Source organism: Lachnospiraceae bacterium KGMB03038, assembly GCA_007361935.1.
Taxonomy (GTDB): Bacteria; Bacillota; Clostridia; order Lachnospirales; family Lachnospiraceae; genus Massilistercora.
The window spans coordinates 2,797,190-2,823,478 of record CP041667.1; the positions used below are offsets into that span (position 1 = coordinate 2,797,190).

Sequence of the window (26,289 nt, forward strand, 5' to 3'; positions counted from 1 at the left end):
TTCCTCTCTTTCTTATGTCTCTATCTTTTTTCTAATCCCAAGAACAATCAGAAGAATCACACCAATGACTACTTGATGTAGATACCTCGATAATTCCAGGAGATTAAACACATTTGATAAAACGGTATAAATTAAAACACCAATAACAGCGCCATAGATTCTGCCTTTTCCTCCATTTACAGAAATACCGCCAAACACCGCGGCCGACACACTTTGCATCACATAGTTATCGGCAAAATCGATCCGGCCCGTCGCCATTCTAGACGTCATAATAACCGCCACCAAAAAAGCCATTACTGAAGAAAACACATATACCCAAAAGGTGCATTTTCTACAAGGAATACCTGAGTAACTGGCCGCCTCATAGCTGCTTCCCAGAAGATAAACCTGCCTTCCATATTTCGTATATTGAAAAATATACGAAAAAATCACTATCGCCCCTAAAAATATCCAAAACTGAATCGGAACTCCTAACATACTTGTACTATGAAAGATCAAAAAGCCTTCTGGAAGATCAGAAATGGCATGTCCTTCTGATATCACAGTCCCAATCCCCGTAAACACAGTAGAAGTACCAAGTGTAATGACCATCGGCTGGAGTTGGAACATTCCAATCAATATGCCATTCAGCACACCGCATGCCAAACTGCACAGAAGCGCCGCGGCTGCCGCCTGCCATATGGGACTTCCCTGCTGAAGCATTGTAGCGAGAATCACCGAATTTAGCCCGGCCAACGCTCCAATTGACAGGTCAAATCCTCCCGAAATAATACTGGCAGACATACCGAGCACAATAATTCCCAATTCTGCTGACTGCTTTAAAATCTGTTGGGCATTTTGGAGTCTGAAAAAGCTGTCTGACAAAACTGAAAACACAACGCAGAGAGCGACCAGCAGAATGATCAACGCAGTCTCATTTTTACTTTTCTTCCATTGTTTTTCTGGATATAATATTTTTTTCATATCTCCCTCTAATTTCTGCGATCTGCCAGCATAGAAACTACGATCGCGCTGATGATCACAATCCCTGTCGCCAGATTCTGCCAATACATCGGTACCTTTGTTAAAACTAAAATGTTTCCAATAATGCCTAACAACAGAATTCCAATAGAGGTTCCAAGAGCTTTAAAAGTTCCTCCATTTAACTTATTTCCTCCTATGATCACTGCGGCGATCAATGTCATCTCATAACCATTGCCCGCGGACGGCTGTATCGTCCCGATCTGGGCAACGAAAAAAAACGCCGCAATTCCAATAACAGCTCCCCACAGAATAAAAGAAATAAGATAAATCGCCGGAATAAACACGCCGATCCGATTTGCATACTCCCTATTATTTCCAACTGCCAAAATCACTCTGCCTAATTTAAAATAGTGAAAAAGAATCATCGTTAACACTAGAAGCAAAATCCAAACTCCTGTTACAAGCCGTACTCCCATCCAGCTAATGTTTGAAACGGACGTATACCATCTCGGAAGATAAGTCATCCATTCTCCTTCTGTCACCAGATATAGTCCTCCACGAATCACACTGAGTGTCCCAAGCGTTACGATCACAGATGGCAATCTCAGAAAAATCACTAAAACACCATTGAATACTCCCAGAGCCATACCTGTCCCCACCGCTGTTAATACCAGCAGCCATATAGAACTTTGTCCTACTTCTTCTAGATAGACTGCCAGCTTTGCTGTACAAATTCCTGACACAGCAAACTGGGCGCCTACAGAAATATCAATATTCCCTGTTGCCATGATCAGAGTCATCCCGACTCCTAGAATCCCATAGATTGCGTTATTATTTAAAATATTAACAAGATTCCCCACTTGAAAAAATTCATCAGTCAGCATTCCTGCCACAGCTCCAAGAGCCAGAATGCAGACCGTCAGCATAATTTCCCTCTGCCATAAGAATCTATATTGTTTCGTATGTTCTTGCTTTTTCATCATTTTATCCTGTAATCATTTTTTCTAAAATCTGATCCGCTTCTGTCCCGTCATTCTCTTTTGTATAAACGATCCGCCCGTGATTCATTACAAGTATACGATCCGCCACCGCAAGAACTTCGTTTAGCTCAGAAGAAATCATAAGAATCCCCACTCCTTGATCCGCAAGCTCTGTCAACAGACGATATATCTCATTTTTCGCTCCAATATCAACCCCCGATGTAGGTTCATCAACAATCAGGATTTTAGGATCTGAATGTATCCATTTTGAAAACAGTACTTTTTGCTGATTCCCACCACTCAAATTCTTTACTTTTTCATTTTTATCGGGTGTCTTGATCCCCACATGATGAATACTTTCATCGGCTGCCTGTGCTTCCTTCTTTCGGTTCATCCCAAGGTGCCCTGCAAATTTCTTCAAAGAAGCCGATGTAATATTATGTTCAATGCTCTTTTCCAGAAAAACTCCATATCTTGCCCGATCCTCAGTCAGATAACAAATCCCTTTTTCTATAGCTTCCGAAATTCCACTGACTTTTTCCCATTTCCCGTCCAGAAACATTTTTCCCTTTTCTGGTTTCACCGCCCCGATTAGACCGAGTGCTAATTCCGTTCTCCCCGATCCAACAAGTCCGATCAATCCTACGATCTCTCCAGCTCCTATAGAAAAAGAAATATTCTGATATTGGAAAGTTTTAGTGAATCCTTCGACCCTGAGTATCTCTTTCCCGCTTGGAGCCGTATGGTGATACCTTGAAAAATCCATCTGTTTTCCTAACATTGCCTCTACCAGATCCTGATAAGAATATTCTCTGGTTGGCTTTTCCGCTGCCACCTTCCCATCTCTCAAGACGGTAATCCAATCTGAAATCTGAAATACCTCGTCTAATTTGTGAGAAATATAGATTATCGACACCTCTTTTTTTAATTTCCGAATCGTTTCATAAAGCATCTGGATTTCTCTACTCGACAAAGCAGAAGTGGGTTCGTCCATGATCACAACCTTCGCCTTAAAATAAACAGCCCTGGCAAGCAAAACAAGCTGCTGCTGAGCAATGCTCAACTGTGAACACTCCATCGACTCATCAATCTGCCCACATCCCATTGAATCCAAAACTCTTCTTGCTTCTCGAAGCAAGTCCCTCCTACGGAACATTCCACTGATTCCACATCCCATGCAGATGTTCTCTGCTACTGAAAGATTTTGAAACAGGCTGATATCCTGGTACATAACTGTAATGCCTTTTTCCAGCATTCCTGCCGGGTTAATCCTTCGCATTAATTCTCCGTCTACGTAAATCTGGGCCCCCGGCTCTGGTTTAACTACCCCGGAAATAATTTTGATCAAAGTTGATTTCCCAGCGCCGTTTTCTCCCACAAGCGCATGAACCTCGCCTTTCCTAAGACGAAACGCCACATCATCCAGCACTAGGTGATTCCCATATTTTTTTCGAATATGTTTTAATTCCAGTACATTTTTTTCTCTCATCTTTGTAAGCCTTCACAAGAGTATTTTCGGACGGCTTCCACAAAATACTCTACCTTTTCTCTCGGTGTACCAATTGGTATCTGGCATCCAGAAGCTACCGCATAACCTTTCTTGCATTTTCCCATGGTATGGATACAGCGACGGACATCTGCTTCAATCTCTTCTTTTGTCCCTTGAGAGATCACTCCTACCGGATCCACATTCCCCATAATGCAAAAAACATCCTGAAACTCTTCCTTCGCCTTTCCAAAATCTATAATATTGTCTAAACTAAGACTCGCCACAGAAAGCTGTTTCAAATATGGCCAGATTGCCACCGTATTACCACACATATGGAGTCCTGGCTTTTTCCCCGTTTTTTCATACACATAATCGACTAATTCTTTCGTATATGGATAAACCAACTTAGCATATTTTTTAGGATTCAAAATACTTGGAGAAGCAAGCGGATCCGCCATGCTGATCCCCACATCTAATCCTGCCACTGTATCAACCCAGACCTTACAGCTATCTGTCACGTAGCGCATTAAGATATGTACATTTTCTTCTTCTCGATAGATATCTCTCAACAGGCGTTCCACTCCGCGCAGATACCCCGCAATCGTGAATGGGCCCGCAATACTGGACCCCACTCCTACAATCCCATCGGCCTTGTCCCGTAAAATTTTGCATGCCTCCAGAAAAAGAGGCATTCTGCCATCCCTTTTAGGATTTAATAGTTCCCTGTTTGAAAGCTGCTGATAGTCTTCTATTCTCCCACGACCCGCATAAGGTCCTGAATCCTCTGGGAAAATCACTTCTGCTCCCAAAGCCTCTGCAATTCCATACGCATCTGGCCCAAGTCCCAATCCATCATGCCCTAACCGATTAAAGACTTCAATCTCTGTATTTACCATATATTCCACAGAATGCCAGTAGTTACGGACATTCTGCCCAATCCAGGATGCACTGCTGTCTCCCAGAAATGGGACACAGGGATAACGGTCCAACGCTTCTGGAGAAGCCACCCTTTCCATCCTTTCTACCGGCAGCAGTTCATCTTTTTGATTTGGATAAATTTTCTGAATATTCACGCTTCTCACCCAACATCCATTTTACCCCCCCCCCTAAGAATTCTGTCCAATCGAAAAAAGATATATATATTATTTGTATTTTCTATATCAAATCACTTCCACGCCTAATACAAATCGTTTTATTTAGTCAAATATATTGACATAAATAAATATATTTGATATTGTCTATTTGGGAGGTAAATCTTATGGACGCCAAAAAACAAAAACAGATTCAATGTTTACAGGATAATCTTTCATCTATCCGGAAAATTGCCGGTTGGACCGCGGAAGAGCTTGGTGAACAAATCGGAGTCACCAAGCAGACTATCAGCAATCTGGAAAACAAGAAAACACCAATGACCTTGACCCAGTATATTGCGATCCGTTCTGTCATCGACTACGAGATTGCCACAAACAAGGAAAACACCATACTCCCTCAGGTTGTGACGATCTTATTAGACAATTATGAGGCGTTGGCGGATGAAGATTACGATAAAGTCAAGGAGGCCGCGGCCGCTGTAAGCGCTTCCGCCGCCAGCGGCGCGGCCGCCGCTACGCTTTCCGCTATGCTGACCGGCGCGCTGACTCCCATTGGAGGAATGGCGGCGGGACTTATAGGCCCCGCAAGCGTTGTCGCCGGCGGCGCCGCGTACTGGCTCGCCAAGCTGCACCCGAAGAAAAAAAACAAAGAGAAAAAGCAGAAATAAAGGAGAAATTATGGATTACACTTTGACAGAAACGTTAAAACATTTCAAAACGTCTCCAACGGAATTAAACAAATCAAACACCAAGAAGATCAAAGAACAGTTTCCCGTCCCCAGAGAGCAGAAAATCCTTTGGGCAGATATAGACTTTGGCCGCAGAATATCCGGGATGGTCCTGACAGACACCGGAATCTTTATCAAAGGCGGAAAAGATGCCATCAAACTGGCCAACGAGAAAGTAAAGAGCAAAAAGGAAAAGGTCACTGTTATTTATCATTAAATCACAAAGTAATTTTTGACTATCTTTTCAAAAGTTCTTATATGCCGGTATAGCCTATTGTTACAGGCTTTTCCGGCATTTTTCATTGTGGAAGATACTCTCAAATCTTCTTATATCCCCGTATGTTTTTGTGTTCAAAAGTAGTATGTGGAGTAGTAAATTCTCCATTTACTACTATGCAATCAGCCGCTTCATTTCGGTTATTGACGTTTCGGAAGTTGTGTGTGCGTAATAGTTCAGCGTCATATTGATGTTGGAATGTCCCATGATGTATTGCAATGCTTTAGGGTTCATTCCCGCATTTGCTAACGTGGTGCAGAATGTGTGGCGTAAGGTGTGCGGTGTCATTACCTTTGGCAATGCGACCTTTTGCGTTTTGTTGTATTTCCTTACAAGCCCCCGGAACATACTTTCATAGTTGACTGCCACTTTTGGCAAGCCGTTCCGGTTAAGGAACAGAAACTTTGTGTAGCCCTCTAAAATAACAGGCTGTACATATTTCCGTTTATTTAGCACCCGTTGAAATGCTTCCAACACTTTTTCACTCATAGGAATAACCCGGTTGCCGCTTTTCGTCTTAGGCGTTTCCACATAGTAGCCCACATCTGCAATCTTCAAAAGTTGGTGGTCTACATTGATAAGCTGTTTGTCTAAGTCAATGTCAGCTTCCGTCAGTCCGCAGAGTTCCGAAATGCGAAGCCCTGTCCCTAACAGTATGATAATCTCGTCGTAGTATTTCTGATAGACTTTATCATGCTGTACAAAGGACAGAAAAGCCGCTTCCTGCGTAGGGGATAGAGGTTCCTTTGGTTCCGTATCATCTTCAAGGACTGTGTTCAACTGGAAGTCAAATGGATTTTTACGAATACAATCGTCCTGTATGGCTGTGTAAAAGGCAGCCTTTAAGGAACGCTTGTGGTTGTTGATAGTCTTGAAGCCGTAACCTTTTTCTTTCATGCGTAACGCCCATTCCTTTGCGTCGGAGAGCTTCACATTTTCAATCCGGCAGGCTCCAAGTTTATCCTCCTGCAAAATCCGCATGAGCTGTTTTCGCCCCTGCTTTGTACCATGCCGCACATTTGCCCGGTGGCGTATCTGCTTTGCGTAGAGTTGGCAGACCGTCATTTTCTTTCCGATATGGTCGATACCGTCGTCAAGGTCTTTTTGGATTTCTTTCTCTTTTTCCCTCAACGCTATATCGTCGCGCTTTCCTGCCGGGGTTTTGTCCGTAGGCACTAACTTCCAAGAATAAACAAACTGCGGTTTCCCAAAGGTATCTATATATTTGTAGGCATATCTCCCGTCTTTTCTCTGGCTCTCTCCGGTGCGGAGAATACGATTTTTATTATCCCGTCTTTTTTCCGACATCGTTATGCTCCTTTCCATAATGGAAAGAGCCTTGATATGCTTGACTACATTGTACCACATTCAAGGCTCGATTTCACTATTAGATTGCGTCCACCGTATCAATCATTTTTTCAAACTGCTTACGCTTAATCTGAATACGGTTTCCGTTCATCATTACCCAGTCCGGGACGGGATTTTCTTCTGCCAGTTTCCGCAGCTTGCTTTCTCCGATACGGAAATATTTTGCTGCTTCTTCTATGGTAAGAGTGTACTTTTCCCAAATCGGCACGTCGTTATTGTTCAATTTGTCGTCCCCCTTTCTTAATGGGTCAAAAATCAATCTGTAACATAGGCTTTAATCGGACGGCTATTAGCGTAACCTCATGGGACTTGCACCCCTCCGGCGGTCTGCCGAAGCCCTACCCATTGCCTGCGACGCTTCTAACGCTCGGACTATGGCTGTAAGGAAGTATCATTATGTATTCTGTGCGTTATCGCCCGCAGGCTGCTATCCCTGCTTTACGGTGTGGTATTTCTCGCTCGCTTTTCTGTTAAGAGAAAGGTCATGGCGTACCCGCCGCATGGCTCGGCACAAAAGGAACGTATCCGATTTGCCTTATGCTGCGTCGCCGTTCTATTGCGCCGCTTTCTTTATCAAAGAGCAGGGGGCTGTCTTGCGGTATGGAACGGAAAAGGGGAAAGAAGCGTTCCAATATCGCGTAGGTTATTCAGCCCGAAAAGTGAGGATAGCCCTCATCAGTCTTGCTTGCAGCCGTTCCCGAATATCCTCGTCAACGCCATAATAGACATTGCCGCGCTCGTCGTAGAGCTTCCGCATGGAAAGACTTGCTATGTAGCCGCTGAAATGCTGCAAGACCATTTTCATAGCGTCCGGGTCGCCTTTGCTCGCCGCCAAAATAACGGGATAGGGAACAAGGGCATTTTCCGGGTAGTCGTTTTGATTACCATTCGTTCCATTCATCAGCGTGTTCCTCCAAATATTTCTTTAACAGTTCAAAAGAGCTTGTCCGTCTGTACTGTATCGTGCTGCGCGACGTATTGAACATTTTTCCGATTTCCACGTCAGTCATGCCCTCGAAATAGTACAGAAGTATAGCAGTTCTCTTTTCTTCCGGCAGGGTGCGTATTGCTTCAAGCAATAACTTCGGGGTTATTTCTTTTCCTGCCATTTGATAAGTCGGCTCGGCTGTTTCAGCTTGAAAATATTTATCCGTAGTGTAAAGCTGCCGTTCCTCATGCAAGGCAAGGTCACAAAAAGAAACTTCCCGTTTCCTGCGTCGCCGGATTTCATCATGGGCGTTACAGGCTTCGTTGTGTAGCACCCGTTTACAGAAACTTTGAAAGACACATTGCTTCTGAAATTCTCTGCGATTAGGTTCCATGTAATCACCTCCTTTCTGCCGAAAGGCGGTAGTACCTCCCCTTTTCGCGGGATAATACAGACGACTTTTTTAAACGCCGGACGAAAGCGAAAATTTCTTTGAAAAATCTTCTGTAAAATGCAAAATGCGCCCATCTGCAAGGCGCAGACCGACGCATAGGAAATAACAGCAGTATTTAATTGATTTGATAGTTCATCTGTATAGTCGGACTTGTCCGGTGGGGGAGCTATACTTTTTTTAATGAATGTAACCTATGTATGCTGTATAGCAACAAAGAAATCCCCATAGCGGCAGCCCTCCTAAATGCCGCTAATTTATGTTAGCAGTAGACAAAAAGAAGCGGCGGCTCTAAAAATTAAAGCCACCGCTTCAAATGCGCGTGAAAATATGTCTGCGCTACGACGGCTTTTTTTCTTTTGCTGTCGTAGCGTAGAATTAGGAAGTGTGCATAAAAGACACTATTTTTTCAGTAGTGAGGAATCCAAATTACCAAAACTTGTTACTCCACACCGAATAAAACCTACCATATCAAGCTATTTGAATCAGAGTTCAATTCTTGCTTTTGATGGTTTATCTTCACAATAGATAACTTTAATCGTTGTTCCCTTGTCAGGAATTTTGTTTCCTGCGCCAATCCATTTTTGGCAGGTGTAATCTTTGACGCCTATCGTGTATTTGACCTTGATAATATGTGGAAAAGCTGCACCATCCATAGCATGGGTACGGACAGGTTTACGATTTACTTTTAACCACCATTGTTTTGTAACTGAAATTACAGTTCCTGTTGTTTCCTTTTCCATAAGTTATACCTCCGATGTTAATTTAGAATGAGTAATTTTCTATTTAGATAGCTACATATTAAAGCAAACTGCCCTTTAATCCTTTTTTGAAAACCAATACAGCCCTTTCGGTTCCCCAAAATGACATTGTGACAAGGCGATAGCTTTCCTTTTCCATTTCCTCTATTTTGGCATTGATTTTCACTGTCGCATTTTCAATAGTAATTTCTTCTAATAATTCTGTCCTATACATCATATCTTTACCTCCATAATTATTAAATAGATGATACATATTTTCGGTTCAATCTTTTTGGTATTTACCAACCTTTTTTTCTAACTGCTTTTTTCTTCTTACCAACAGTCAATGTACCGGGTTCTTTCTTTTTATTTGCAAGAATAATCATAGAAATCAAGAAAGTCAAAACTATTGTAATGAAAGCGGGGAAAATGTGATAAGTATAACCATATTCCGCACCACAAGTAGGGTCTACTAAAATCATGCTTGCTTTAATCGGATAATAATTTAACAGTGTTCCTTCAAAAGTTCCAAAATATCCATACACAAAAGCTAGTGCAACTCCACCCAAAAAATTATTTGCCGAACAACAGAATATCAGAATAATCGGCAAGACTGAAATATAAATTCCTATATTCGCCCCAGTAACACGAATAAACATATTGAGTAGATTGCCAAAATGAACTCCCGGAAATCCGACAATAATATTGATTACTAATGCTATCACACAACCTATAAGACTAAAGCTGATTGTCAACAGCAATAGAATAAGTAATTTTCCAGAAAGTAACTGTTTATATGGAATAGGAATTGTTAATATATTCTTCATAGTATCGTCTGTATATTCCCTTGTTATGATATAACCTGCAATCAGTGCAATAATAATCGGAAAAAATAAGGTACAATTACTAATCATAACCTGTTGCATAAAATAGTCAAACGTCCATGTCGGTCCACCGTTGGCTGTGGAATAAAACAGTGACAGCAACGGAGAAAGTGTTGTCATAATAATTCCGGCTTTTATTACAGAATATCGTTTTAATTTTAAAAATTCAGTTTTTATTATATTTCTCATATCTTTTACCTCGTCCATTTTTTATAAAAGCGAATTATCAGCCACAAAGAAAGTACAACTGTAATTGCCATAATAAAAATTGTATGGAAAGTAGTTGGTACAATCGCATAGGCTTCCGGCAAAAGATTATCTTTTTGCAAATTATCCATCATTAAGCCGCTTGTCCAGTTCATAACACATATAACCGGAAAAGAATTTAAGAAAGCAATTTTGGCAGCACTTATAGATGTCCCAATCGTTCCCAGTATGCCCCAGTTAAAAATGGAATAAAAAAAAGCAAGCAGGATAGAAAGTAAAAAACTTTTGTTAAAGTAAATAATTAAAAATACAATCGGTAAAGAAGCTGCTACGATAAGAACTCCAAAAATAAGGCTCATAAATATCTTATAAGTCATACCGTAAACCATTCCTACATGAAACAATTTACAAAACAACGCAACAGACAATGTGCTTATCAGACAAAATGCAACGCTGAAAATAAAGAGCATAGAAATTTTTGCCATAATGAGTTGTGTATTTGTAACTGGAATTGTTCTAAGGTTTTTGGAAGTATCACAATCTCTTTCTATAAAAAACAAAATAGCGGCAATGATACCAATTAGACATGGAAGCAAAAAAACTAAACCATATCCCAACATCATTGTATAGACATAATCAAATCGGGTTTGAAGATAGTGTTCTGTTGTATCTGCACCAGTTCCCGCCTTTGCCATATATGCCAAAATCAACGGAAAAAATAACGACAATGACATCAGTGCATACAACAGTCTTTTTCGCTTTAATTTCCAAAATTCGCACTTAATCAGTTTAAGCAATTCCTTCGCCTCCTGTCACACGCTTGAAGTAATCTTCAAGACTTTCTTCACAAGTATGGGCTTCTGATACCTCCAATCCATTTTCTACAAAAGCAGTCACGATTTTTCCTACGGACAAATCAAGATTATGCAAGCGTAAATTGTGGTCGTCCTGTATAGAGAAATGACTCTCATGGAAAGTACGCTCTAAAATTCTTGCTGCCTGTGCGGTATCAGAAAGAGTAAATCGGATATGTTTGCTGCTTTTTTGTTCCAGTTCCGCAAGACTTTCTTCTTCCAATAGTGCGCCATGGTCGATAATTCCAATATCATCTGCTAGCAAAGAAATCTCCGAAAGGATATGACTGGAAATTAAAATTGTTTTTCCCTTTGTATCGCAAAGCTCGCGAATAAAAGAACGTACTTCTGCAATTCCAATCGGGTCAAGCCCATTGATAGGTTCATCTAAAATCAGAAGTTCAGGGTCGTGCATAACTGCAAGTGCAATCGCAAGCCGTTGTTTCATACCAAGAGAATACTGGGAAAACAGTTTTTTGTCTTTATAAGGCAATCCTACCAAATCCAATGTGTTTTTAATTGAATGACGGTTGGGTATGCCCCGTAAGGTAGCAAAAATTTGTAAGTTTTCCGTAGCAGTCAAATTAGGGTAAAAACCGGGTGACTCAATCAGACTACCGATACGGGGCAACAATTTCTTTTCATTCCCCTGCAAAGACTTTCCCCATATTTTAACTTCGCCGGAAGTTGGCTTTGTCAATCCAAGTAGCATTTTCATAGTGGTCGTTTTTCCGGCTCCGTTTCTTCCAAGCAGTCCGTAAATTCTCCCTTTCTGCACATGAATATTTAAGTCAGCGACACTCTTTTGTGAGCCGTACTGTTTGGTAAGATTTTTTGTTTCAATGATATAATTTTTGTCCATATTCAAACCTCCTGTTCTGTAAACTATTCTATCATACCAACCTTGCATTAACCTTGCCGCAACCTTGCATTAACCTTGCAATTTGAAATATTGTCCCAAAAATAATTAAGGCTCCCGTCAAAAGAACGGGAGAACCTTAATTTGCTAAGGGAAAAAGCAAAGTAAATTCCGTTCCTGTTCCCTGTGTGCTATTTGCTGTTATTGTGCCGTTCATTTTTTCTACAAGTTGGTGTGCGATAGAAAGCCCAAGACCGCTGCCTTTTTCAGACCGTCCCTTATCGCATTTATAGAGCCGTTCAAAAATATGCTTCAAATCTTCTTTTTCAATCCCTATTCCATTATCTGCTAATCGGATTTGCATATTTTTTTCCTGCTTTGATAGGATTATTTCTATTTTATCCGCATGACTGTGAGAAATTACATTCTGAATAAGATTGTTCAATATCCGCATATAGCCGTCCGTATCAAGTTTTACCCGGAAAGGCTGTTCGGGAATATCAATATTGTAATCTATCTGCTTATCTTCAAATATGGGTATCCAGTCAATCAAGATATTTCGTGTCAGCTCCGCAGCTTCAACAATATTTATATCCATAGCAAACTCATTAGAATTTAATTTGAACCAGTCAAAAAGAACATCAATATATTCTTTCAAATCGTGAGCTTTGCGGCGGGCTGTTTCGATATAGTCGTCCCTGTCTTTTCCTGTAACAATTCCTTTATGTGCAGCGTCAAGATACCCAATAAGCGTTGTAAGCGGTGTCCGAACATCATGGGAAAGACTTGTCATAAGCTGTCGGTTTGTTTCTTCTGTCTGCCGGACAGTAGAAAGCCTGCTCTCATAAGACACAACAATCTCATTTATTTCATAGGCAAGAGGGGCTACCAGTTCATTTGTTGCAGATAAAATACGTCTGTTTCCATTTCCGTTTTTTACATCAATCAATGCGTCTGTTATCTCGGCTATCTGTTTTTTAACACGTCGAATAGCAAAGCAGGAAACAAGAATAGAGAAAAGTGCAATTATTATGGATAGAAAAATGACTGCTTCCATAGAAAATCAAACCTCCTTGTTAAAACGATAACCGATACCTTTAATCGTTTGAATATATTTTGGACTTCCGGGATTTACCTCTAATTTCTTGCGAAGTCGGCTGATAATCGCCATAATGTTGCTGTCATCATAGAAATATTCCTCTCTCCACACTTCTTCATAAATCTGTTGCTTTGTCAGAATTTTCCCTTGATTTTTCGCGCAGTATAAGAGTAAGTCAAATTCTTTTGGAGGCAATTCAAAAGTTCCATTTTCCGTAGTAACAGAACGATTTTCAATATCAATTTTCAACCCGTCAAATTCAAGTTGCTGTGATATTCCGTCCTGTTGATTGAAACGGGTATAACGGCGTATAAGGGAAACGATACGGGCTATCAGTTCGTCCATGTCAAAAGGTTTTGTCAAATAATCATCAGCTCCTGCCCTTAAACCGCGTACTTTAGAAGCACTGTCATTTTTTGATGTAAACATCAAAATCGGCAGGCTGCTTTCTTTTCTAATTTCTTCCAATGTTTCAAATCCGTCCATACCAGGCATCATAACGTCCAGTATCACAAGTTGATATTCTCTCTCTTTTAATTTTTGTAATCCCTCTTTTCCCGTATTACAAAAATCAGCTTCTATATCTTCTGATAGCACGCTGCGTTTAATCAGCGCACAAAGTTCCTTATCATCATCTATAATCAAAACTTTATTCATGGTATAGCTCCTTTCCTTGTTTGGTTCTACCGTCAATCGGTTTTTCCGCGTCTTTTGGTATCAACCACATATACCCAAGTTTTGAAACACCCTGTATGCGTTTCTCCCTGCAAAGTATCTGTACCCGCCTTTCAGAAATTCCCCACTTCTTTGCTGCTTCGGGGCAAGACATATATTCCATAACAACACCCGTCCTTTCTGAAAATCTTATCATAATAATTATAGTCGGACACACGAACAATAGCAAGTATATAAATATGAATTATTATGGCTATTTAGTGGAACTGTATAGACATATCCAAAGAGAAAGGGGAACAGTAAAATGTAACTGGGTGAATAAATATGGCAAAAAGACCGGTAGAAAAATATGACTTCAAGGCATTTGGAGAAGCTATAAAAGCTGCGCGGACGGGGCGCAAAGAAAGCCGCAAACAGGTAAGTGATGAAATGTATATTTCTCCTCGCTATCTTGCAAATATCGAAAACAAAGGACAGCACCCCAGTCTGCAAATCTTTTTTGAGCTTATGCTTCGTTACAATATATCCGTAGACCAGTTTCTTTTAGATACGCCCACCCAAAAAGATACAAAGCGGCGGCAGCTCGACGCTCTCCTTGATGATATGAGCGATAATGGCATACGGATTGTAACGGCAACTGCAAAAGAAATTTCAGAAGTCGAAAAAGAGGACAAATAAATGTGTCCGGCAAATTGAATATGATTTAGGAAGCGTTGTAATCTTTACAGATTGCAGCGTTTTTCTTTTGCTCTTTTTTGGCATATAGAGCATTGCGTTGTAGTAACCAGTGAGGAAAAAACTTTCGTAGCAAGCATAGGAAAAGAGTACCCTTTTCCGTATTTTCTCCCTCCCGTCCTGCGGTGCGTCGGTTGAAAATTGCTTGTTGGGAAGTGTCCCAAACCCTCGGAACGGAAAGGAGTGATTGCATGAATGGACGCAAAAGAAAAGTACAAATCAAATTCTATGTAACAGAGGAAGAACGGGCATTGATTGAGCAGAAAATGAAGCTCGTCCCCACCCGGAACATGGCGGCGTATCTTCGCAAGATTGCCATTGACGGGTATATCATTCAGACAGACCATAGCGACATAAAAGCCATGACAGCGGAGATACAGAAAATCGGGGTCAATATCAATCAGATTGCAAAGCGTGTCAACGCGACAGGCAGCGTCTACCAAGAGGACATAGAGGAAATAAAGGGGGTGCTTGCGGAGATATGGCGGTTACAAAGATTAAGCCTATTAAAAGCACGTTGAGCAAAGCCCTTGACTATATCCAAAACCCGGATAAAACAGACGGGAAAACGCTTGTGTCCTCCTTTGGGTGCAGCTATGAAACGGCAGATATTGAGTTTGGATTTACGCTTGCACAAGCCATAGAGAAAGGGAACAATCTCGCCCACCATTTGATACAGTCCTTTGAGCCGGGGGAAGTGGATTATGAGAAAGCCCACGAAATCGGGAAACAGCTTGCCGACGCGGTAACAAAGGGACAGCATGAATACGTCTTAACTACCCACATAGACAAAGGGCATATCCATAACCATATCATTTTTTGTGCGGTCAATTTTGTTGACTACCACAAATACAATTCCAATAAACGCAGCTACTATGGCATACGGAACATGAGCGATAAGCTGTGCCGGGAAAACGGGCTGTCCGTTGTCGTTCCGGGTAAGGGCAGCAAGGGAAAAAGCTATGCAGAATATCAAGCGGAAAAGGTCGGTGCAAGTTGGAAAGGCAAGCTGAAAATTACCGTTGATACGCTTATCCCCCAAGTGGCAAGTTTTGAAGAATTGTTGCAGCGGTTACAGGCAGCGGGCTATGAGATAAAGCCGGGAAAATATATCTCCTGCCGCGCTCCGGGACAGGAACGGTTTACCCGCTTAAAAACCCTCGGTGCAGATTATACAGAGGAAGCAATCAAAGAACGGATAGAGGGCAAGCGCACAAAGGCGGCGAAAGCTCCCAAAGAGCAGCGCGGCGTATCGCTGCTTATTGACATTGAAAACAGTATCAAGGCAGCGCAGAGCCGGGGCTATGAACAGTGGGCGAAAATCCATAATCTGAAACTGGCTGCAAAGACTATGAATTTCTTGACAGAACATAAGATTGAGCAGTACGCAGATTTAGTCAGCCGGATTGAGGAAGTAAATGCGGAAAATGAAAAGACAGCAGACGCATTAAAGAGCGTGGAGAAACGTCTTGCAAACATGGCGGTGCTGATGAAGCACGTTACCACCTACCAAAAGACAAAACCTGTCTATGAAGCATACCGCAGGGCAAAGGATAAGGACGCATACCGGGCAAAGCAGGAAAGCAGTCTGATACTCCATGAAGCAGCGGCAAAGGCACTAAAAACGGCGGGCGTTTCCAAGCTCCCGAATGTCGCCGCGCTACAAGTAGACTATGAAAAGCTCCGGGAACAGAAAGAAGCCCTTTACGCGGACTATGGCAAACTGAAAAAACAGGTCAAAGAGTACGACGTTATCAAACAGAACATAGACAGCATTTTACGGCAGCCAAGAGAGCCGGAACGGGAAAAAGGGAAAGAACGCGGGGAGTAGTTTTGTTCATACTTGTGTGATATAATAGTTCCTATCAAAGACAGTAGCCACATACTAAAGTGATACATTTTCAGCAAAGGAAGTGTCAGAAAATGGAACAGGAAATGCCGGACTATGAAACGATATGCGCTGCCGTTGTGGGCGAAAAATGGGCGTTGGAAAAGGTGCTTGATTGTTACGGCGACGAAATCAACCGCCTTGCAATGGTAAAAAAGTGTCAGCCGGACGGGACTATCAAAGAGGAAATCGACGAAGATTTACGGCAAACACTCATAATGAAACTGTTAGAAGCTATCCCACAATTTCCAATGGAAAAGGAGTGATACCATGACACGCGGAGAAATTTGGAAAGACTTTTTCAAGAGAAACGTTTTGCCCGCCGTTATTGCATTGTTTTTATTCTTCATGTTCAAGAACATCTTTACAGAGGACGGGTAGACCAATTACTTTTATGTATGGCTGTGCTGCGGTATCCCCTTTGGCATTCGCCGTATGTTCGTATGGCTTGTACCGCATGGATATGACATAGCTGGAACGGTGGGTATCGTTGCCATTAACTTCATTTTGGACGGCATTATCGGCGGGGGCATTTTAATATGGCGGCTTGTCGTTGCTACGTGGTATATCCCCCTTACGATATACCGTTTACTTACCGCAGATAAGAGTGCAACCCCTCAAATCAATATAGAGAAAGGATTTAAAAGTTATGAATGAAAGAGAAAGAATTATTCATTTATGGTTTGATATGTGGCTAAAACAACAAGATTTAGGGATTGATAGTATTTTTACAGAAGATGTGATTTACACTGAAAGTTGGAGTCCTAAGTATGAAAGTCGAAAAACAGTAAAACATTGGTTTGATGAATGGAATACTCGTGGAAAAGTCTTAGTGTGGGATATTAAACAATTTTTTCATAAGGAAAATCAAACTATTGTAGAATGGTATTTCAAAAACAAAATGAATAATGGTAATATTGAAGAATTTGACGGAATTTCTTTAATAGTATGGACGGAAAATAACAAAATAATGGAGTTGAAAGAATTTGGTTGTAATCTCAATACCTATAATCCATACGCCCAAAATGATATGCCACAATTCAGAGATGAAAAAACAAAGTGGTTTTGAAGTTTTAAAAGCCGGGACGCAGACAGTCGGTAAAGACTATCCGCGCCCCGGCTTTCTTATGGGTACAGCGATAAAATGTTACGCAGTAGAACGCCATTTTTGAGGGAAAAGGTATAAAACCCTTGCCGCGTCATTTTCACACCCGGAAAGCCCTGTAAATCAAGGCTTTTTTTGCCCCTACTGCGTAACAAGGGCGCGTCGTTTCCTCATGCGCTCCGCTGCCTGTCTGCGGGTAATACGCTTCCGGCAGTCCGGGCAGTATTTGACGCTGTTAGAGGTGGACGCAAAAGAAGCTCCGCACTCGGTACAACGCTTTTTATCCTCGGTCTTGAAAAGCTCTGCATACAGCAGCTTATCAAAGGGAAGTACGGCGGTCTGAAACCATTTGCATAGAAGAGAATAGGAAATAAGCTGCGGGCAGACACATTCCTCCCCGTCGTCCAGTAAAATACAGTGTCCGTTATCGCAGTTGCAGCACTCCTTTTTTACAAGGCTGTTGACTTTCCGGCTTTGGGGCGGCGTAAGCCGCTTTAGCCCGGTCATACCTCATCAGCGGCGAAAATGGCAAGCTCCGTATACTCATTTTCTGTCAGAGGTGCAATTTTCGCAAGGGTGCGCTTCGCCAGTTCCCGCATATCCTCGTCCATAAACGGCAGCGCAGCGTTGATGTTCTCCATAAGCCCGCGCTTACCGCCCTCATTGTAAATGCTCAACAGGTTTGTTTCTTCAACGGTCAGTCTAATCATGCTCATACCTCCAATTCGTGATTTTTTGATTTTGCCGCTTTTTTCTGTGCGGTTTTTTCTTTGTCTGCTCTAAGCTGCGCCCGGATAGAGGGCTTCTTTTCCGTTTTTGCTGCCTTGCCGCGTTCCTTGTCAGCCTTGACAGCTTCCGCAAGGTCAACAAGGGAAATGGTTTCTCCTGCCTTTACCTTTGCTTCCAGTTCTGCGGTAGTCGGGGTGTTGTTTATCTGCCCGTCAATCATGTTGTAGTTTTGCTCTGTGGTCTGCTCGGCAGCTTTCAGATAGTTCTCTGGCTGAACGGGAACAGCAAAAGCCCTAGTGCCGTTCCCCATAATCAGATATTTTCCGTCGTCGGACTGGTGGTGCAATCCATATCCGGCAGCTTCCATTTGCTCGCGGCTCATGGCGGTTACATAGAAAGTCCCTCTCGGTGTTTTGATTGTTTCGCCCGTTTCCAAGTCGGCGGGAATGAGGGCATTTTCCTGCTCCTTGAAAAACTCCGGCACTTCCTTATAACCGAAGCTGTCTACATAGTGGGCGGTGTCCTGCCCGTTCTGATGAAGCACCACCACGTCGGAAACGGAAAGGCTGTGTCCCTTAAAATCTTTCGGGTGGTCGATATTAAAGCGGGTGTAAATATCTTCAAGGGAAGTCCCCGGCGTAAGCTCTGCGGAATAGACAAGTGTATAGTTTTTCGCGTCTACCCGGTGTCCTGTGGCAGTCAGACGGTCGTAAGGTTCAAAGCGCAAATCTCTTGTTTCGTCCCCGCCTTTTATCTGATAAATGGAAAAGGTGTCTTTGTCCTGTGGGGCTTCCTGTTCCGGCTGCTCCTGTGCATCTACCTTTTGCGCCCGGATATGCGCCCGTTGTAACTCGGTAGGCTTTTCCCCCGTAAGGGGTACAATCGCCTTGACATAATCAGCCGCATAATAGGCGTTACTGGTAAGCTGCCGCTGCCATGCCCCTGCTTTGGGCGACCAACGGAAGCCATTACTTTTTAGGGCTTCCCGCGTGGCTTCGTCCGGCTTATCCTCAAAGAAGATTTGCAGTCGGTTCGCTTCGGTGTTTGCTTCCACCTTGCCGCCGTCAAATTTCCAACCCACAAAACCGATTTCTTTTTGCTGTGAAAGAGATTTGATACGGTCTTTCACGCGCCGGATTTCTGCACTGTTGTTGGATAACGCCCAAGTCGCAAATGGCTTGTCCTCCAAATGCCAACTGCTCGCCATGTCTGCTTTCAGTTTTTCCAGTTCCTCCGGCGGTAAATGCGGGCAGCCGTCAAGGGTCTTATGCTTACGGTAATAGGCGTTTACGGCTTTCATGGTTTCCTGTGATTTTTCAAGGCTTTCCAGTTTCTTTTCTAACTTCTGTACTGCCTGCGGGTCGTCTGCGCTGATACCGCCCATGCCGGTACTGCGGATTTTATCAAGAAGCCCTTGTATGTCCTGCCATTCCCGGTAATTGCTGTCGCGGGCTGCGTTCTGCTTTTCTTTCTTCCTTGTGGGGAAGTTAGAGCCGCCCGCAATCAGGATAGAGGGAACACGCGCGTCAATCTCATAGCCTTTATTCATGTTCGCCGCCAGTTTCCGGGCATAGGTGTCAAGCAGGCTGTCGATTTTCTCATGGTACATCGGGTCTACCCGCTGTTTTTGCCTTTCTGCGATTTGTACGGCTTCATCTACATAATGCCTGTATTCAGCCGTCGCGCTGCCTTGCTTATAATCGGAAAAGCTGTTCATATCCTTTGCACGTTTGGCGGCAGCTTCATTGATAGGATAATAAGGGGCGGCGGGTGCAGCCTGTTCCGGCTGTGTTTCTTTTTCCTGTACCGGGGCTGTTTCTTCGGGAAGCTCCGGCGTGGCGGCTTCTGCTTCGGGCTGTTTGGTAGCTTCCTGTGCGGGCTGCGCCTGTTCGGTGGTCTGTTCCTTATCCTGTGCCTTTTGGATTGCTGCAAAATGTCCGTCTATGGTATCAATCAGATTTGCGGCGGTGCTGCGGATTGTTTCAAGAGAGCCTTTCAGTTCTGCAAGTTCTTTTCCGCTGCTCCACCCGGCGATATATCCAAAAGAATAGTCCGACGTATCAAGCCCGTAATGTTGGCAGACAGCATAGGCGACGCTTTCCGCCTGTACCTCGCGGGTACGGCGGTCGGGGCGTTCCGGCATAGCAAGGGCAGTATCATGCAGCGTGGCGTGGGCGATTTCATGGATTGCGGTCTTGATATTCTGCAATTCGTCCATGCCCTCGTTGATGATGATACGCTTTTCCTCATAATTGCAGCGTCCTTTTACGCCGCCGCTTAGTGCTTCAAATCCCATAGCAAAGGGAGAAGTCTTTTCAAGGGCAGCGAAAAAATCCTTGTATTGTTCCACGTTGCCCGTCAGCTCATAGGTAAGGGCAGGAAGCTCCTTTCCCTCGGTCTGTGAAATATCAAAGACAGATACCACACGAAAGGCGGGTATCTTGATTTCCTTTTCCTCGGTAACAGGTTTCCCGTCCTTATCGAAAACAGGCTTTTGGGTGTCCGGGTCGATTTTTTCCACCTGTTTCTTAACGGTAAACGGGGACGGCGCAAGTATCTTGATAGCTTTTTCTCCCGGCTTTACATGGCGGTCAAATTCCTTTTCCCATTGTTTATAGCCTTTCACAAGATTGCCGCCCTGCATGGCGATAAGGATTGTATTGTTAAGGCTGTAATCATGGAATTTTGACATAGTACGCAGATAGTCGGCGTAACGGTCGCTTTCATACAGTCCTAAAATCCCCTGTTCCAGTCGGTCGGTAATCTCTTTCATCTTGTCAGCGGGCTTTTCAGAAGATAGGATAATCGGGAGAACCGGGGGCTGCTCTGTGGCGGTGGTCGGTATAGCTGCGGAAGCGTCAAGGTCTGCCTGTTCCTTTTCCTGTACTGGCGGCTGCGGCGTTACCCGGTATTCCTCCGGCACGTCGCGCCCGTCATACCATTCTGTAAAGGTATTACGGTTATTGTAGATATAGCCCTGCTCGGTAAATCTGCCCCCGTCATTGATAGCAGCGTCCCGCCCGTATTCCTCATACATGAAATATTTTTTTGCTTCTTCGGGCAGCTCCAACTCGTCCAGTTCTTCAATCAGATAATGCCCGTAATCTTCCTCACTCTGTACGGACGGATAAAGCCAGTAACAATCAAGGTTTTGTGCAAGGTTGATAATGTCCTGCAAGTCCCTTGTATGGTCGCCGTATGCCATAGCTGCAACAAATTTTTCCCTGTCGTCGTCAAACTGCATTTTCAAAAGTTCGCTCAAATAGTTCAGCTCGTCAAGGCTTTCAAGCTCGGTCAATTTTCCTGCCAGTCCCGCAATAGAGGACTGGTATTCTGTGATATGCAGCTCCCCGTAGTTTTTGCCGTCTATGCCGATACGGTCAAAGACTTCTTTCAAATGCTCGGCAGTCGTGGGGAATGATACCCATTCGCCCGCAGGTCTGCCCTCGGTGTACTTTCCAAGATTAGAAAGATACCCGCTTAAAATCGGTTGTTCCATGTGTTCGCTCCTTTCTTTCTCAATCATGCGGTGCATAAGCTCGTAGTCCTCCATGCTCATGCTCCCGTCAAATAGATAGGGGTCGGGTTCTTCGCCGTCCCGGTAGGCTTTTTCAGAGAAAGGCAGCCCCGCAGCGTGGGCGGCGGCTCTTGCTTCCTCGATAAGCTCCGGCGGCAGCCTGTCGTCGTGGGCTTCGATAAATTCCCCGATATTGCTATATCCGTTTTCGTAGTGGCGGCGCACCCCGGCGGTCAGCTCGTCAAGGTTCCTATCCTCGCCAAGATAGCCGGAGTAATAGCCGTTTACCACAACGGCGGCAGGGTCAGCCTGTTTGATTTCTTCCATGCGGCTTCTGTCCTCCGGGTAGAGAATATCGCTCATTTCAAGGTGGAAATATTCTGCGTTCCAAGAGCGTCCCGTTTTCCAAAACGCCACCCAAGCGATACCGTCCCTTAATTCTTCTTGATAGTCCTTTACGGTGTCCCGTAAACTTGCCATGTGTAACCTCCTTTCTTCGGTTTCAGAGGGTTTGGGAAACTTCCCAACAAGCAAAAATCCCCGCCGTTCTCGGTAGAGAAAGCAGGGATTTTACGGAAAAGGGTACTCTTTTCCTATGCTTGCTATTCAGTTATTTTTTCTTCGGCAGTTCAATGCGGTAGTTGACATATCTCCCGCCCGTATCAGCCAATACGATAGTTCCGTTGTAGGTTTTGCCTGTCTTTGGGGAATAGAGCTTTTTCACATTTACCTTGCCGGATTTTAAGAGTGCAGCGGCAATCTTCGGGGTAAAGGTTACTTTTCGTTCTTCAAAGAAACGGTCATTTTTCCACATGGTAAAGATACATTCTTTGTTGCTGCAATAGTAGTTTTTCTTTCCCTCATAGACAGGAGAACCGCAGCGGGGGCAGCTTCCCAACGCTTCCCGTTCCGGCTTGAACATCTGCGCTTTATCATCAGAAAGAAACGGATAGGTCTTTACCAGTTCCCGCGCCATATTCTCGATACCCTCCATAAATGCGGCGGGGTCTGCCTTGCCTTTTGCAATCTGCGTCAGATTGTTTTCCCATTCTGCGGTAAGCTGCGGGCTTGTCAAGGTGTCCGGCAGGACGCACACAAGGTTGATACCGTCTTTTGTGGGAAGTAGCTGCTTGCCTTTTCGTTCCACAAAGCCGCCCTTTACCAGTTTTTCAATGACAGCGGCGCGGGTGGCGGGAGTTCCAAGCCCTTTGCGTTCTGCGTCCGGGTCGGTGTCCTCACTTCCGGCGCGTTCCATAGCAGAAAGGAGCGACGCTTCGTTGTGGGGCTTTGGCGGTGTTGTGTCATGCTCCGTTACCGTTGCAGCCGGATTGTCAAAGGTTTGTCCCTCGGTAAACGGCGGCAGGGTCTTTTCTGTGTCGCTGTCTGCGTCGTCCGTTTCGGGCTTGTTCTTTAAGGCTGCCCTGTATCTTCGGTCAATCTCTTTCCACCCGTCGGACAGCACCGTTTTTCCCCTTGCGGTAAAGGACTGTCCGGCACATTCAAAGACTGCCGTAACCGCTTCAAAGGTATGCGGTGCAGCGGTCGCCATAAGTAGACGCGCCCCGGAAAGGGTAAGGATATTCCTTTCGCTTTCCGGCAGCGCGGCAAGGTCGGTCTTTGCAAGCTCCATAGTTGGGATAATGGCATGGTGGTCTGATACCTTTTTACTGTTCAGCACCTTTCCAAGTTCCGGCGTGAAGTCTTTTCCCGCCATAAAGGAAAACTTCCCACAAAGCAGCTTGATAATGCCCGCCGCTGTGTCGCCCATGTCGTCGGTCAGAAATGCGCTGTCTGTTCTCGGATAAGTAAGCAAACGCTTTTCATACAAGGCTTGTGCAAGGTCAAGGGTCTGTTTTGCCGTATATCCGAACAGGCGGTTTGCTTCCCTCTGTAAAGAAGTAAGGTCAAAGAGCTTCGGCGGAGCTGCGGTCTTTTTCTCTTTCACAAGGGAAGTACATACTGCCCGCGACGCTTCGCAAGTCGTTTTTAATGCGTCGGCTTCTGCCTTATTTGAAATTCGTTCACTTGCAGCTTCCGCGCCGGATAATGCAAGGCGTACATGGTAGTATTTTTCTTTCTTGAAAGTGGTAATCGCTGCGTCCCGGTCAACAAGCATTTTTAAGGTCGGGGTCTGTACGCGCCCCACGTTCAAGGTATGATTGTAAAGGACAGAAAAAAGGCGGGTGGCATTGATACCGATTAGCCAGTCTGCTTTTGCCCTGCATAATGCGGAAGCAAAGAGAGGGTCATAATCCCTGCCGTTCTTCAGACAGGAAAAGCCCTCTTTGATTGCGCTGTCCTCCATAGAAGAAATCCAAAGGCGGCGCATAGGTTTCTTGCAGCCTGCCATTTCATAGACAAAACGGAAAATGAGTTCTCCCTCGCGCCCTGCGTCGCAGGCATTGACGACTTCGGAAACGTCTGCCCGGTGCATAAGCTCCTTTAAGGTTTTGAATTGCTTTTCCTTGTCAGCGGAAACGGTGTATTTCCATTCCTGCGGCAAAATCGGTAAGCTGTCATAGCTCCACTTTTTATACTGCTCCCCGTAAGCGGCAGCTTCCGCAAGCCCTACCAAATGTCCCACACACCAAGAAACGATATAGCCGCTTCCTGTGAGAAATCCGTCTTTCTTTTCCTTTGCCCCAAGTACGGCAGCGATTGTCTGCGCCACACTGGGCTTTTCTGCGATAACTAAAATCAAATAAAAATCCTCCTTTCGGGTAAAAGAAAAGAGCAACCGATTTTTCGATTGCTCCTACAAGTGATTGTATAAAATTGTGCGATATGAAATAGTAAAATGATTTGACAAAACTAAAATTTATCCAATATTGAGTAAACTATGGATTACCCAAGGTTGAACTGTAACCATGATTATAAATGTGTAAATTGCAAACAAAGGCACTTCGACCATATCATTGACATTCTCAGATTGAAATTGTTTTCTTAAATTATTAGGCAAGACTTTTGATAGCAAATAATAAACCAAATATCCTAAACAGACTCCAACTGTATTTGTAATAAGGTCATTTATATCTGTTGAACCCCAACCAAACATCTGAACAATTTCAACAGATAAAGAGAACAGAAAACCAGTTAATACAACAGTCTTTATGTGATGATATTTCTTATACAGCAACGGCAGAAAAAATCCAAAAGGAACAAATAAAACAACATTCAGTATGGTATCTATTGGTCCACTTATCATACCGAGAAACGGAATCAGAGAAATCCTCGGACGAAATGATATTGTGCTTGTATAACCAATACCTGTTACGGTCAAAATCCCGAAAAGATAATAATAGAATAAAAATACAGCAGTAATATGGAGAAGGCTTTGCTTTCTTCCTGATTTTTTAAGGTATAAGAAATACAATATAAAAACTGGAACTATAAACACATATCCACTTATTGAGCGAATAAGAATATCAGAAATGGGTAACATATTTTTATCTCCTTTGCTTACTCTAAAAATTTGTTTAACTCTATCATTTCCTATGGTTGGAACAATTATATCATATTCCATATCGAAAGTACATCTTTTTATCGTTCCGGCTGTCGTTTTGCTTCAATCTTTCTAATGCAATACCCAACACAAGGGGACTGTCCCTTGTAAGGGCAGGAAGCGCAAGCCGGGGGATAAGGAACAGGCGGAGCATTATCACGCCGCCCGTTCGGTTTCTGTATCATCATCTTTTCAAAGGGATTGTCGGTAAACAGGGTCATAGGGTTTCTTCCTCCGTTTCTTCATCTTCGGGAGTTTCCCCGGTATCTGCTTCCGGCTCGTCCTCGTCGTAGTCCTCAAATTCAAAATCTTCAAGGTCGGTATCGCCCTTTACATTCTGCTTCGGCTTTAGAAACTTAAAGTAGTAGAACGCTGCGCCGCCACCAAGCAGGGCAAAGAGGACTAAGGCAAGCACCACACCGGGATTGCCGCCTTTTCCTTTCGGTTCTTCCGGCTGCTCGGTTGGTGTTGGGGTAGGTTCTTTGCCTGTGCAGCCTGTCATACTGGTAACACATACCGGGCAGGACGTGTTTACCTTTCCGGCTTCGCATTTCTCCGTACAGTTACAGATTTCCGGCTTTTTGGCAGCTTCGCCGTTTTCGGTCAGTGCCATAAGGTCGGCTTCGTCCACTTGATTTAGGAAATGTACGGTCTGTTCGCCCTCGGCGGCGCGGTCAATGAGGATATAGAAATAGTTGCCGCCTTTGGTGGTAACAGTGATAAGCTGCTTATTGCCGCCGTAATCGTCAACCAGTGTTGCGTTTCCCTTTGGGGTAAGGGGCGGCGTTTCCTCTTTTTCCTCCACAACTACGTTGCTGTCGTTGGTCGCGTCCCCTGCGGGCGGCTCTGTGGCTGCGCCCTGTGCATAGGCAGGGACAGAAAAACCGCCCATAAGGATAAGGGCGGCACAAAGGGCAGTCATGGTCTTTTTCAGTTTATTCTTCATCTGCATTTTCCTCCTGTTCTTCGTAGTCTGCCGCTTCGGTAGCGTGTGCGGCGTTCATGCCGGGAATACCGCTGCCGGACAGCATAGCGTTCAGTTCCTGCGGGGTCAGACGCATAGCTCGTACAAGCTGCACGATTTCAAGGTTTTCCGCTTCGGTTTTCTGCGCTTCCAGTCCTTTTAACTTGTTCTGATACTCTGTGATTTTCTCGCGGGTCTTTGCGATTTCCTTATTGATACGGTCGATTTTATTGTTTGCCATAGGTCATTTCTCCTT

The 26,289-nt window shown here is 43.9% G+C and carries 30 protein-coding genes and 1 pseudogene; 8 read left to right on the top strand and 23 right to left on the bottom strand.

From position 1 onward, the window contains the following. Nucleotides 1-12: 12 nt before the first annotated feature. From FND36_13745 to FND36_13760, 4 genes are read right to left on the bottom strand one after another with little or no spacing between them, the layout of a single operon-like run. Nucleotides 13-1,047: an ABC transporter permease gene (locus tag FND36_13745; protein QDW75013.1), complete on the bottom strand. Its 1,035-nt coding sequence runs from the start codon at nt 1,045-1,047 to the stop codon at nt 13-15. Beyond that, nucleotides 972-1,946, bottom strand: a complete 975-nt coding sequence (locus FND36_13750; protein ID QDW75014.1) for an ABC transporter permease — start codon at nt 1,944-1,946, stop codon at nt 972-974. The genes FND36_13745 and FND36_13750 overlap by 76 nt, the downstream gene beginning before the upstream one ends. 1 nt (nt 1,947) lies before the next feature. After that, nucleotides 1,948-3,432: a sugar ABC transporter ATP-binding protein gene (locus tag FND36_13755; GenBank protein ID QDW75015.1), complete on the bottom strand. Its 1,485-nt coding sequence runs from the start codon at nt 3,430-3,432 to the stop codon at nt 1,948-1,950. Continuing rightward, nucleotides 3,429-4,505, bottom strand: coding sequence for an MtaA/CmuA family methyltransferase (locus tag FND36_13760; GenBank protein ID QDW75016.1), 1,077 nt, complete (start codon nt 4,503-4,505; stop codon nt 3,429-3,431). Before FND36_13760 ends, FND36_13755 begins: the two co-directional genes overlap by 4 nt. Before the next feature lie 185 nt (nt 4,506-4,690). Between FND36_13760 and FND36_13765 the strand changes: the two genes are divergently transcribed. Continuing rightward, nucleotides 4,691-5,191, top strand: coding sequence for a helix-turn-helix transcriptional regulator (locus FND36_13765; protein ID QDW75017.1), 501 nt, complete (start codon nt 4,691-4,693; stop codon nt 5,189-5,191). Nucleotides 5,192-5,201: 10 nt separating this feature from the next. Next, entirely contained in the window at nt 5,202-5,468 is a 267-nt protein-coding gene (locus tag FND36_13770) for a hypothetical protein (protein ID QDW75018.1), read from the top strand. A gap of 174 nt (nt 5,469-5,642) precedes the next feature. Here the strand turns inward: FND36_13770 and FND36_13775 are convergent, their stop codons facing one another. From FND36_13775 to FND36_13825, 11 genes are all read right to left on the bottom strand, one after another. Next, nucleotides 5,643-6,836 (bottom strand): site-specific integrase, encoded by a 1,194-nt coding sequence (locus FND36_13775; GenBank protein ID QDW75019.1) that lies wholly within the window; start codon nt 6,834-6,836, stop codon nt 5,643-5,645. A gap of 79 nt (nt 6,837-6,915) precedes the next feature. Continuing rightward, entirely contained in the window at nt 6,916-7,119 is a 204-nt protein-coding gene (locus FND36_13780; GenBank protein ID QDW75020.1) for a helix-turn-helix domain-containing protein, read from the bottom strand. A gap of 420 nt (nt 7,120-7,539) precedes the next feature. Then, nucleotides 7,540-7,797, bottom strand: coding sequence for a helix-turn-helix domain-containing protein (locus FND36_13785; protein QDW75021.1), 258 nt, complete (start codon nt 7,795-7,797; stop codon nt 7,540-7,542). After that, nucleotides 7,778-8,218, bottom strand: coding sequence for a sigma-70 family RNA polymerase sigma factor (locus tag FND36_13790; GenBank protein QDW75022.1), 441 nt, complete (start codon nt 8,216-8,218; stop codon nt 7,778-7,780). Before FND36_13790 ends, FND36_13785 begins: the two co-directional genes overlap by 20 nt. A gap of 542 nt (nt 8,219-8,760) precedes the next feature. Beyond that, nucleotides 8,761-9,018: a sugar ABC transporter permease gene (locus FND36_13795; GenBank protein QDW75023.1), complete on the bottom strand. Its 258-nt coding sequence runs from the start codon at nt 9,016-9,018 to the stop codon at nt 8,761-8,763. 296 nt (nt 9,019-9,314) lie between these two features. Beyond that, entirely contained in the window at nt 9,315-10,088 is a 774-nt protein-coding gene (locus tag FND36_13800; GenBank protein ID QDW75024.1) for an ABC transporter permease, read from the bottom strand. A 5-nt stretch (nt 10,089-10,093) separates the two neighbouring features. Next, on the bottom strand, nt 10,094-10,903 hold the full coding sequence (locus FND36_13805) for an ABC transporter permease (GenBank protein ID QDW75025.1): 810 nt from the start codon (nt 10,901-10,903) through the stop codon (nt 10,094-10,096). After that, on the bottom strand, nt 10,896-11,822 hold the full coding sequence (locus tag FND36_13810) for an ABC transporter ATP-binding protein (protein ID QDW75026.1): 927 nt from the start codon (nt 11,820-11,822) through the stop codon (nt 10,896-10,898). The genes FND36_13805 and FND36_13810 overlap by 8 nt, the downstream gene beginning before the upstream one ends. A gap of 136 nt (nt 11,823-11,958) precedes the next feature. After that, entirely contained in the window at nt 11,959-12,876 is a 918-nt protein-coding gene (locus FND36_13815; protein QDW75027.1) for a HAMP domain-containing histidine kinase, read from the bottom strand. A 6-nt stretch (nt 12,877-12,882) separates the two neighbouring features. After that, nucleotides 12,883-13,575: a response regulator transcription factor gene (locus FND36_13820; GenBank protein ID QDW75028.1), complete on the bottom strand. Its 693-nt coding sequence runs from the start codon at nt 13,573-13,575 to the stop codon at nt 12,883-12,885. Beyond that, nucleotides 13,568-13,789 carry a helix-turn-helix domain-containing protein gene (locus FND36_13825; GenBank protein QDW75029.1) on the bottom strand — a complete coding sequence of 74 codons (222 nt, stop codon included), beginning with the start codon at nt 13,787-13,789 and terminating at the stop codon, nt 13,568-13,570. The genes FND36_13820 and FND36_13825 overlap by 8 nt, the downstream gene beginning before the upstream one ends. Before the next feature lie 128 nt (nt 13,790-13,917). Here FND36_13825 and FND36_13830 point away from each other — a divergent pair, with 128 nt between their 5' ends. From FND36_13830 to FND36_13855, 6 genes and pseudogenes are all read left to right on the top strand, one after another. Further along, nucleotides 13,918-14,271 (top strand): helix-turn-helix transcriptional regulator, encoded by a 354-nt coding sequence (locus FND36_13830; GenBank protein QDW75030.1) that lies wholly within the window; start codon nt 13,918-13,920, stop codon nt 14,269-14,271. Between the two features lie 248 nt (nt 14,272-14,519). Further along, a complete protein-coding gene (locus tag FND36_13835; protein ID QDW75031.1) occupies nt 14,520-14,849 on the top strand; it encodes a MobC family plasmid mobilization relaxosome protein in 330 nt (109 codons plus the stop codon). Next, the gene (locus FND36_13840) at nt 14,810-16,159 is read left to right on the top strand and encodes an endonuclease (protein ID QDW75032.1); all 1,350 of its coding nucleotides are present in this window, start codon (nt 14,810-14,812) and stop codon (nt 16,157-16,159) included. Before FND36_13835 ends, FND36_13840 begins: the two co-directional genes overlap by 40 nt. Before the next feature lie 92 nt (nt 16,160-16,251). Beyond that, complete coding sequence (locus FND36_13845; GenBank protein ID QDW75033.1) at nt 16,252-16,482, top strand: helix-turn-helix domain-containing protein; 231 nt, start codon at nt 16,252-16,254, stop codon at nt 16,480-16,482. A 4-nt stretch (nt 16,483-16,486) separates the two neighbouring features. Next, nucleotides 16,487-16,873 (top strand): annotated as a pseudogene (locus FND36_13850) (hypothetical protein). Then, nucleotides 16,866-17,285, top strand: a complete 420-nt coding sequence (locus FND36_13855; GenBank protein ID QDW75034.1) for a nuclear transport factor 2 family protein — start codon at nt 16,866-16,868, stop codon at nt 17,283-17,285. The pseudogene FND36_13850 and the gene FND36_13855 overlap by 8 nt, the downstream one beginning before the upstream one ends. Nucleotides 17,286-17,462: 177 nt before the next feature. Here the strand turns inward: FND36_13855 and FND36_13860 are convergent, their stop codons facing one another. The 8 genes from FND36_13860 to FND36_13895 form a co-directional block, all read right to left on the bottom strand. Then, entirely contained in the window at nt 17,463-17,828 is a 366-nt protein-coding gene (locus FND36_13860) for a conjugal transfer protein (protein QDW75035.1), read from the bottom strand. Next, nucleotides 17,825-18,031, bottom strand: a complete 207-nt coding sequence (locus FND36_13865) for a conjugal transfer protein (protein QDW75036.1) — start codon at nt 18,029-18,031, stop codon at nt 17,825-17,827. The genes FND36_13860 and FND36_13865 overlap by 4 nt, the downstream gene beginning before the upstream one ends. 2 nt (nt 18,032-18,033) lie before the next feature. Continuing rightward, nucleotides 18,034-22,047, bottom strand: a complete 4,014-nt coding sequence (locus FND36_13870; protein ID QDW75037.1) for a DUF4316 domain-containing protein — start codon at nt 22,045-22,047, stop codon at nt 18,034-18,036. Between the two features lie 130 nt (nt 22,048-22,177). Continuing rightward, entirely contained in the window at nt 22,178-24,268 is a 2,091-nt protein-coding gene (topB, locus tag FND36_13875; GenBank protein ID QDW75038.1) for a DNA topoisomerase III, read from the bottom strand. Nucleotides 24,269-24,385: 117 nt separating this feature from the next. Next, on the bottom strand, nt 24,386-25,009 hold the full coding sequence (locus FND36_13880) for a VanZ family protein (protein QDW75639.1): 624 nt from the start codon (nt 25,007-25,009) through the stop codon (nt 24,386-24,388). 98 nt (nt 25,010-25,107) lie between these two features. Next, nucleotides 25,108-25,290, bottom strand: coding sequence for a hypothetical protein (locus FND36_13885; protein QDW75039.1), 183 nt, complete (start codon nt 25,288-25,290; stop codon nt 25,108-25,110). Further along, the gene (locus FND36_13890) at nt 25,287-26,021 is read right to left on the bottom strand and encodes a DUF4366 domain-containing protein (protein ID QDW75040.1); all 735 of its coding nucleotides are present in this window, start codon (nt 26,019-26,021) and stop codon (nt 25,287-25,289) included. Before FND36_13890 ends, FND36_13885 begins: the two co-directional genes overlap by 4 nt. Beyond that, on the bottom strand, nt 26,005-26,274 hold the full coding sequence (locus FND36_13895) for a DUF4315 family protein (protein QDW75041.1): 270 nt from the start codon (nt 26,272-26,274) through the stop codon (nt 26,005-26,007). Before FND36_13895 ends, FND36_13890 begins: the two co-directional genes overlap by 17 nt. Nucleotides 26,275-26,289: the final 15 nt, after the last annotated feature.

Bases quoted from the DNA above. Each gene is read 5' to 3' on its own strand.
- FND36_13815 (QDW75027.1), bottom strand. From the start codon at position 12,876: ATGGAAGCAGTCATTTTTCTATCCATAATAATTGCACTTTTCTCTATT.
- FND36_13825 (QDW75029.1), bottom strand. From the start codon at position 13,789: ATGATAAGATTTTCAGAAAGGACGGGTGTTGTTATGGAATATATGTCT.
- FND36_13835 (QDW75031.1), top strand. From the start codon at position 14,520: ATGAATGGACGCAAAAGAAAAGTACAAATCAAATTCTATGTAACAGAG.
- FND36_13775 (QDW75019.1), bottom strand. From the start codon at position 6,836: ATGTCGGAAAAAAGACGGGATAATAAAAATCGTATTCTCCGCACCGGA.
- FND36_13855 (QDW75034.1), top strand. From the start codon at position 16,866: ATGAATGAAAGAGAAAGAATTATTCATTTATGGTTTGATATGTGGCTA.
- FND36_13795 (QDW75023.1), bottom strand. From the start codon at position 9,018: ATGGAAAAGGAAACAACAGGAACTGTAATTTCAGTTACAAAACAATGG.
- FND36_13870 (QDW75037.1), bottom strand. From the start codon at position 22,047: ATGGCAAGTTTACGGGACACCGTAAAGGACTATCAAGAAGAATTAAGG.
- FND36_13885 (QDW75039.1), bottom strand. From the start codon at position 25,290: ATGACCCTGTTTACCGACAATCCCTTTGAAAAGATGATGATACAGAAA.
- FND36_13830 (QDW75030.1), top strand. From the start codon at position 13,918: ATGGCAAAAAGACCGGTAGAAAAATATGACTTCAAGGCATTTGGAGAA.
- FND36_13865 (QDW75036.1), bottom strand. From the start codon at position 18,031: ATGATTAGACTGACCGTTGAAGAAACAAACCTGTTGAGCATTTACAAT.
- FND36_13800 (QDW75024.1), bottom strand. From the start codon at position 10,088: ATGAGAAATATAATAAAAACTGAATTTTTAAAATTAAAACGATATTCT.
- FND36_13860 (QDW75035.1), bottom strand. From the start codon at position 17,828: ATGACCGGGCTAAAGCGGCTTACGCCGCCCCAAAGCCGGAAAGTCAAC.
- FND36_13845 (QDW75033.1), top strand. From the start codon at position 16,252: ATGGAACAGGAAATGCCGGACTATGAAACGATATGCGCTGCCGTTGTG.
- FND36_13785 (QDW75021.1), bottom strand. From the start codon at position 7,797: ATGAATGGAACGAATGGTAATCAAAACGACTACCCGGAAAATGCCCTT.
- FND36_13820 (QDW75028.1), bottom strand. From the start codon at position 13,575: ATGAATAAAGTTTTGATTATAGATGATGATAAGGAACTTTGTGCGCTG.
- FND36_13765 (QDW75017.1), top strand. From the start codon at position 4,691: ATGGACGCCAAAAAACAAAAACAGATTCAATGTTTACAGGATAATCTT.
- FND36_13890 (QDW75040.1), bottom strand. From the start codon at position 26,021: ATGCAGATGAAGAATAAACTGAAAAAGACCATGACTGCCCTTTGTGCC.
- FND36_13810 (QDW75026.1), bottom strand. From the start codon at position 11,822: ATGGACAAAAATTATATCATTGAAACAAAAAATCTTACCAAACAGTAC.
- FND36_13755 (QDW75015.1), bottom strand. From the start codon at position 3,432: ATGAGAGAAAAAAATGTACTGGAATTAAAACATATTCGAAAAAAATAT.
- FND36_13880 (QDW75639.1), bottom strand. From the start codon at position 25,009: ATGTTACCCATTTCTGATATTCTTATTCGCTCAATAAGTGGATATGTG.
- FND36_13790 (QDW75022.1), bottom strand. From the start codon at position 8,218: ATGGAACCTAATCGCAGAGAATTTCAGAAGCAATGTGTCTTTCAAAGT.
- FND36_13750 (QDW75014.1), bottom strand. From the start codon at position 1,946: ATGATGAAAAAGCAAGAACATACGAAACAATATAGATTCTTATGGCAG.
- FND36_13770 (QDW75018.1), top strand. From the start codon at position 5,202: ATGGATTACACTTTGACAGAAACGTTAAAACATTTCAAAACGTCTCCA.
- FND36_13895 (QDW75041.1), bottom strand. From the start codon at position 26,274: ATGGCAAACAATAAAATCGACCGTATCAATAAGGAAATCGCAAAGACC.
- FND36_13840 (QDW75032.1), top strand. From the start codon at position 14,810: ATGGCGGTTACAAAGATTAAGCCTATTAAAAGCACGTTGAGCAAAGCC.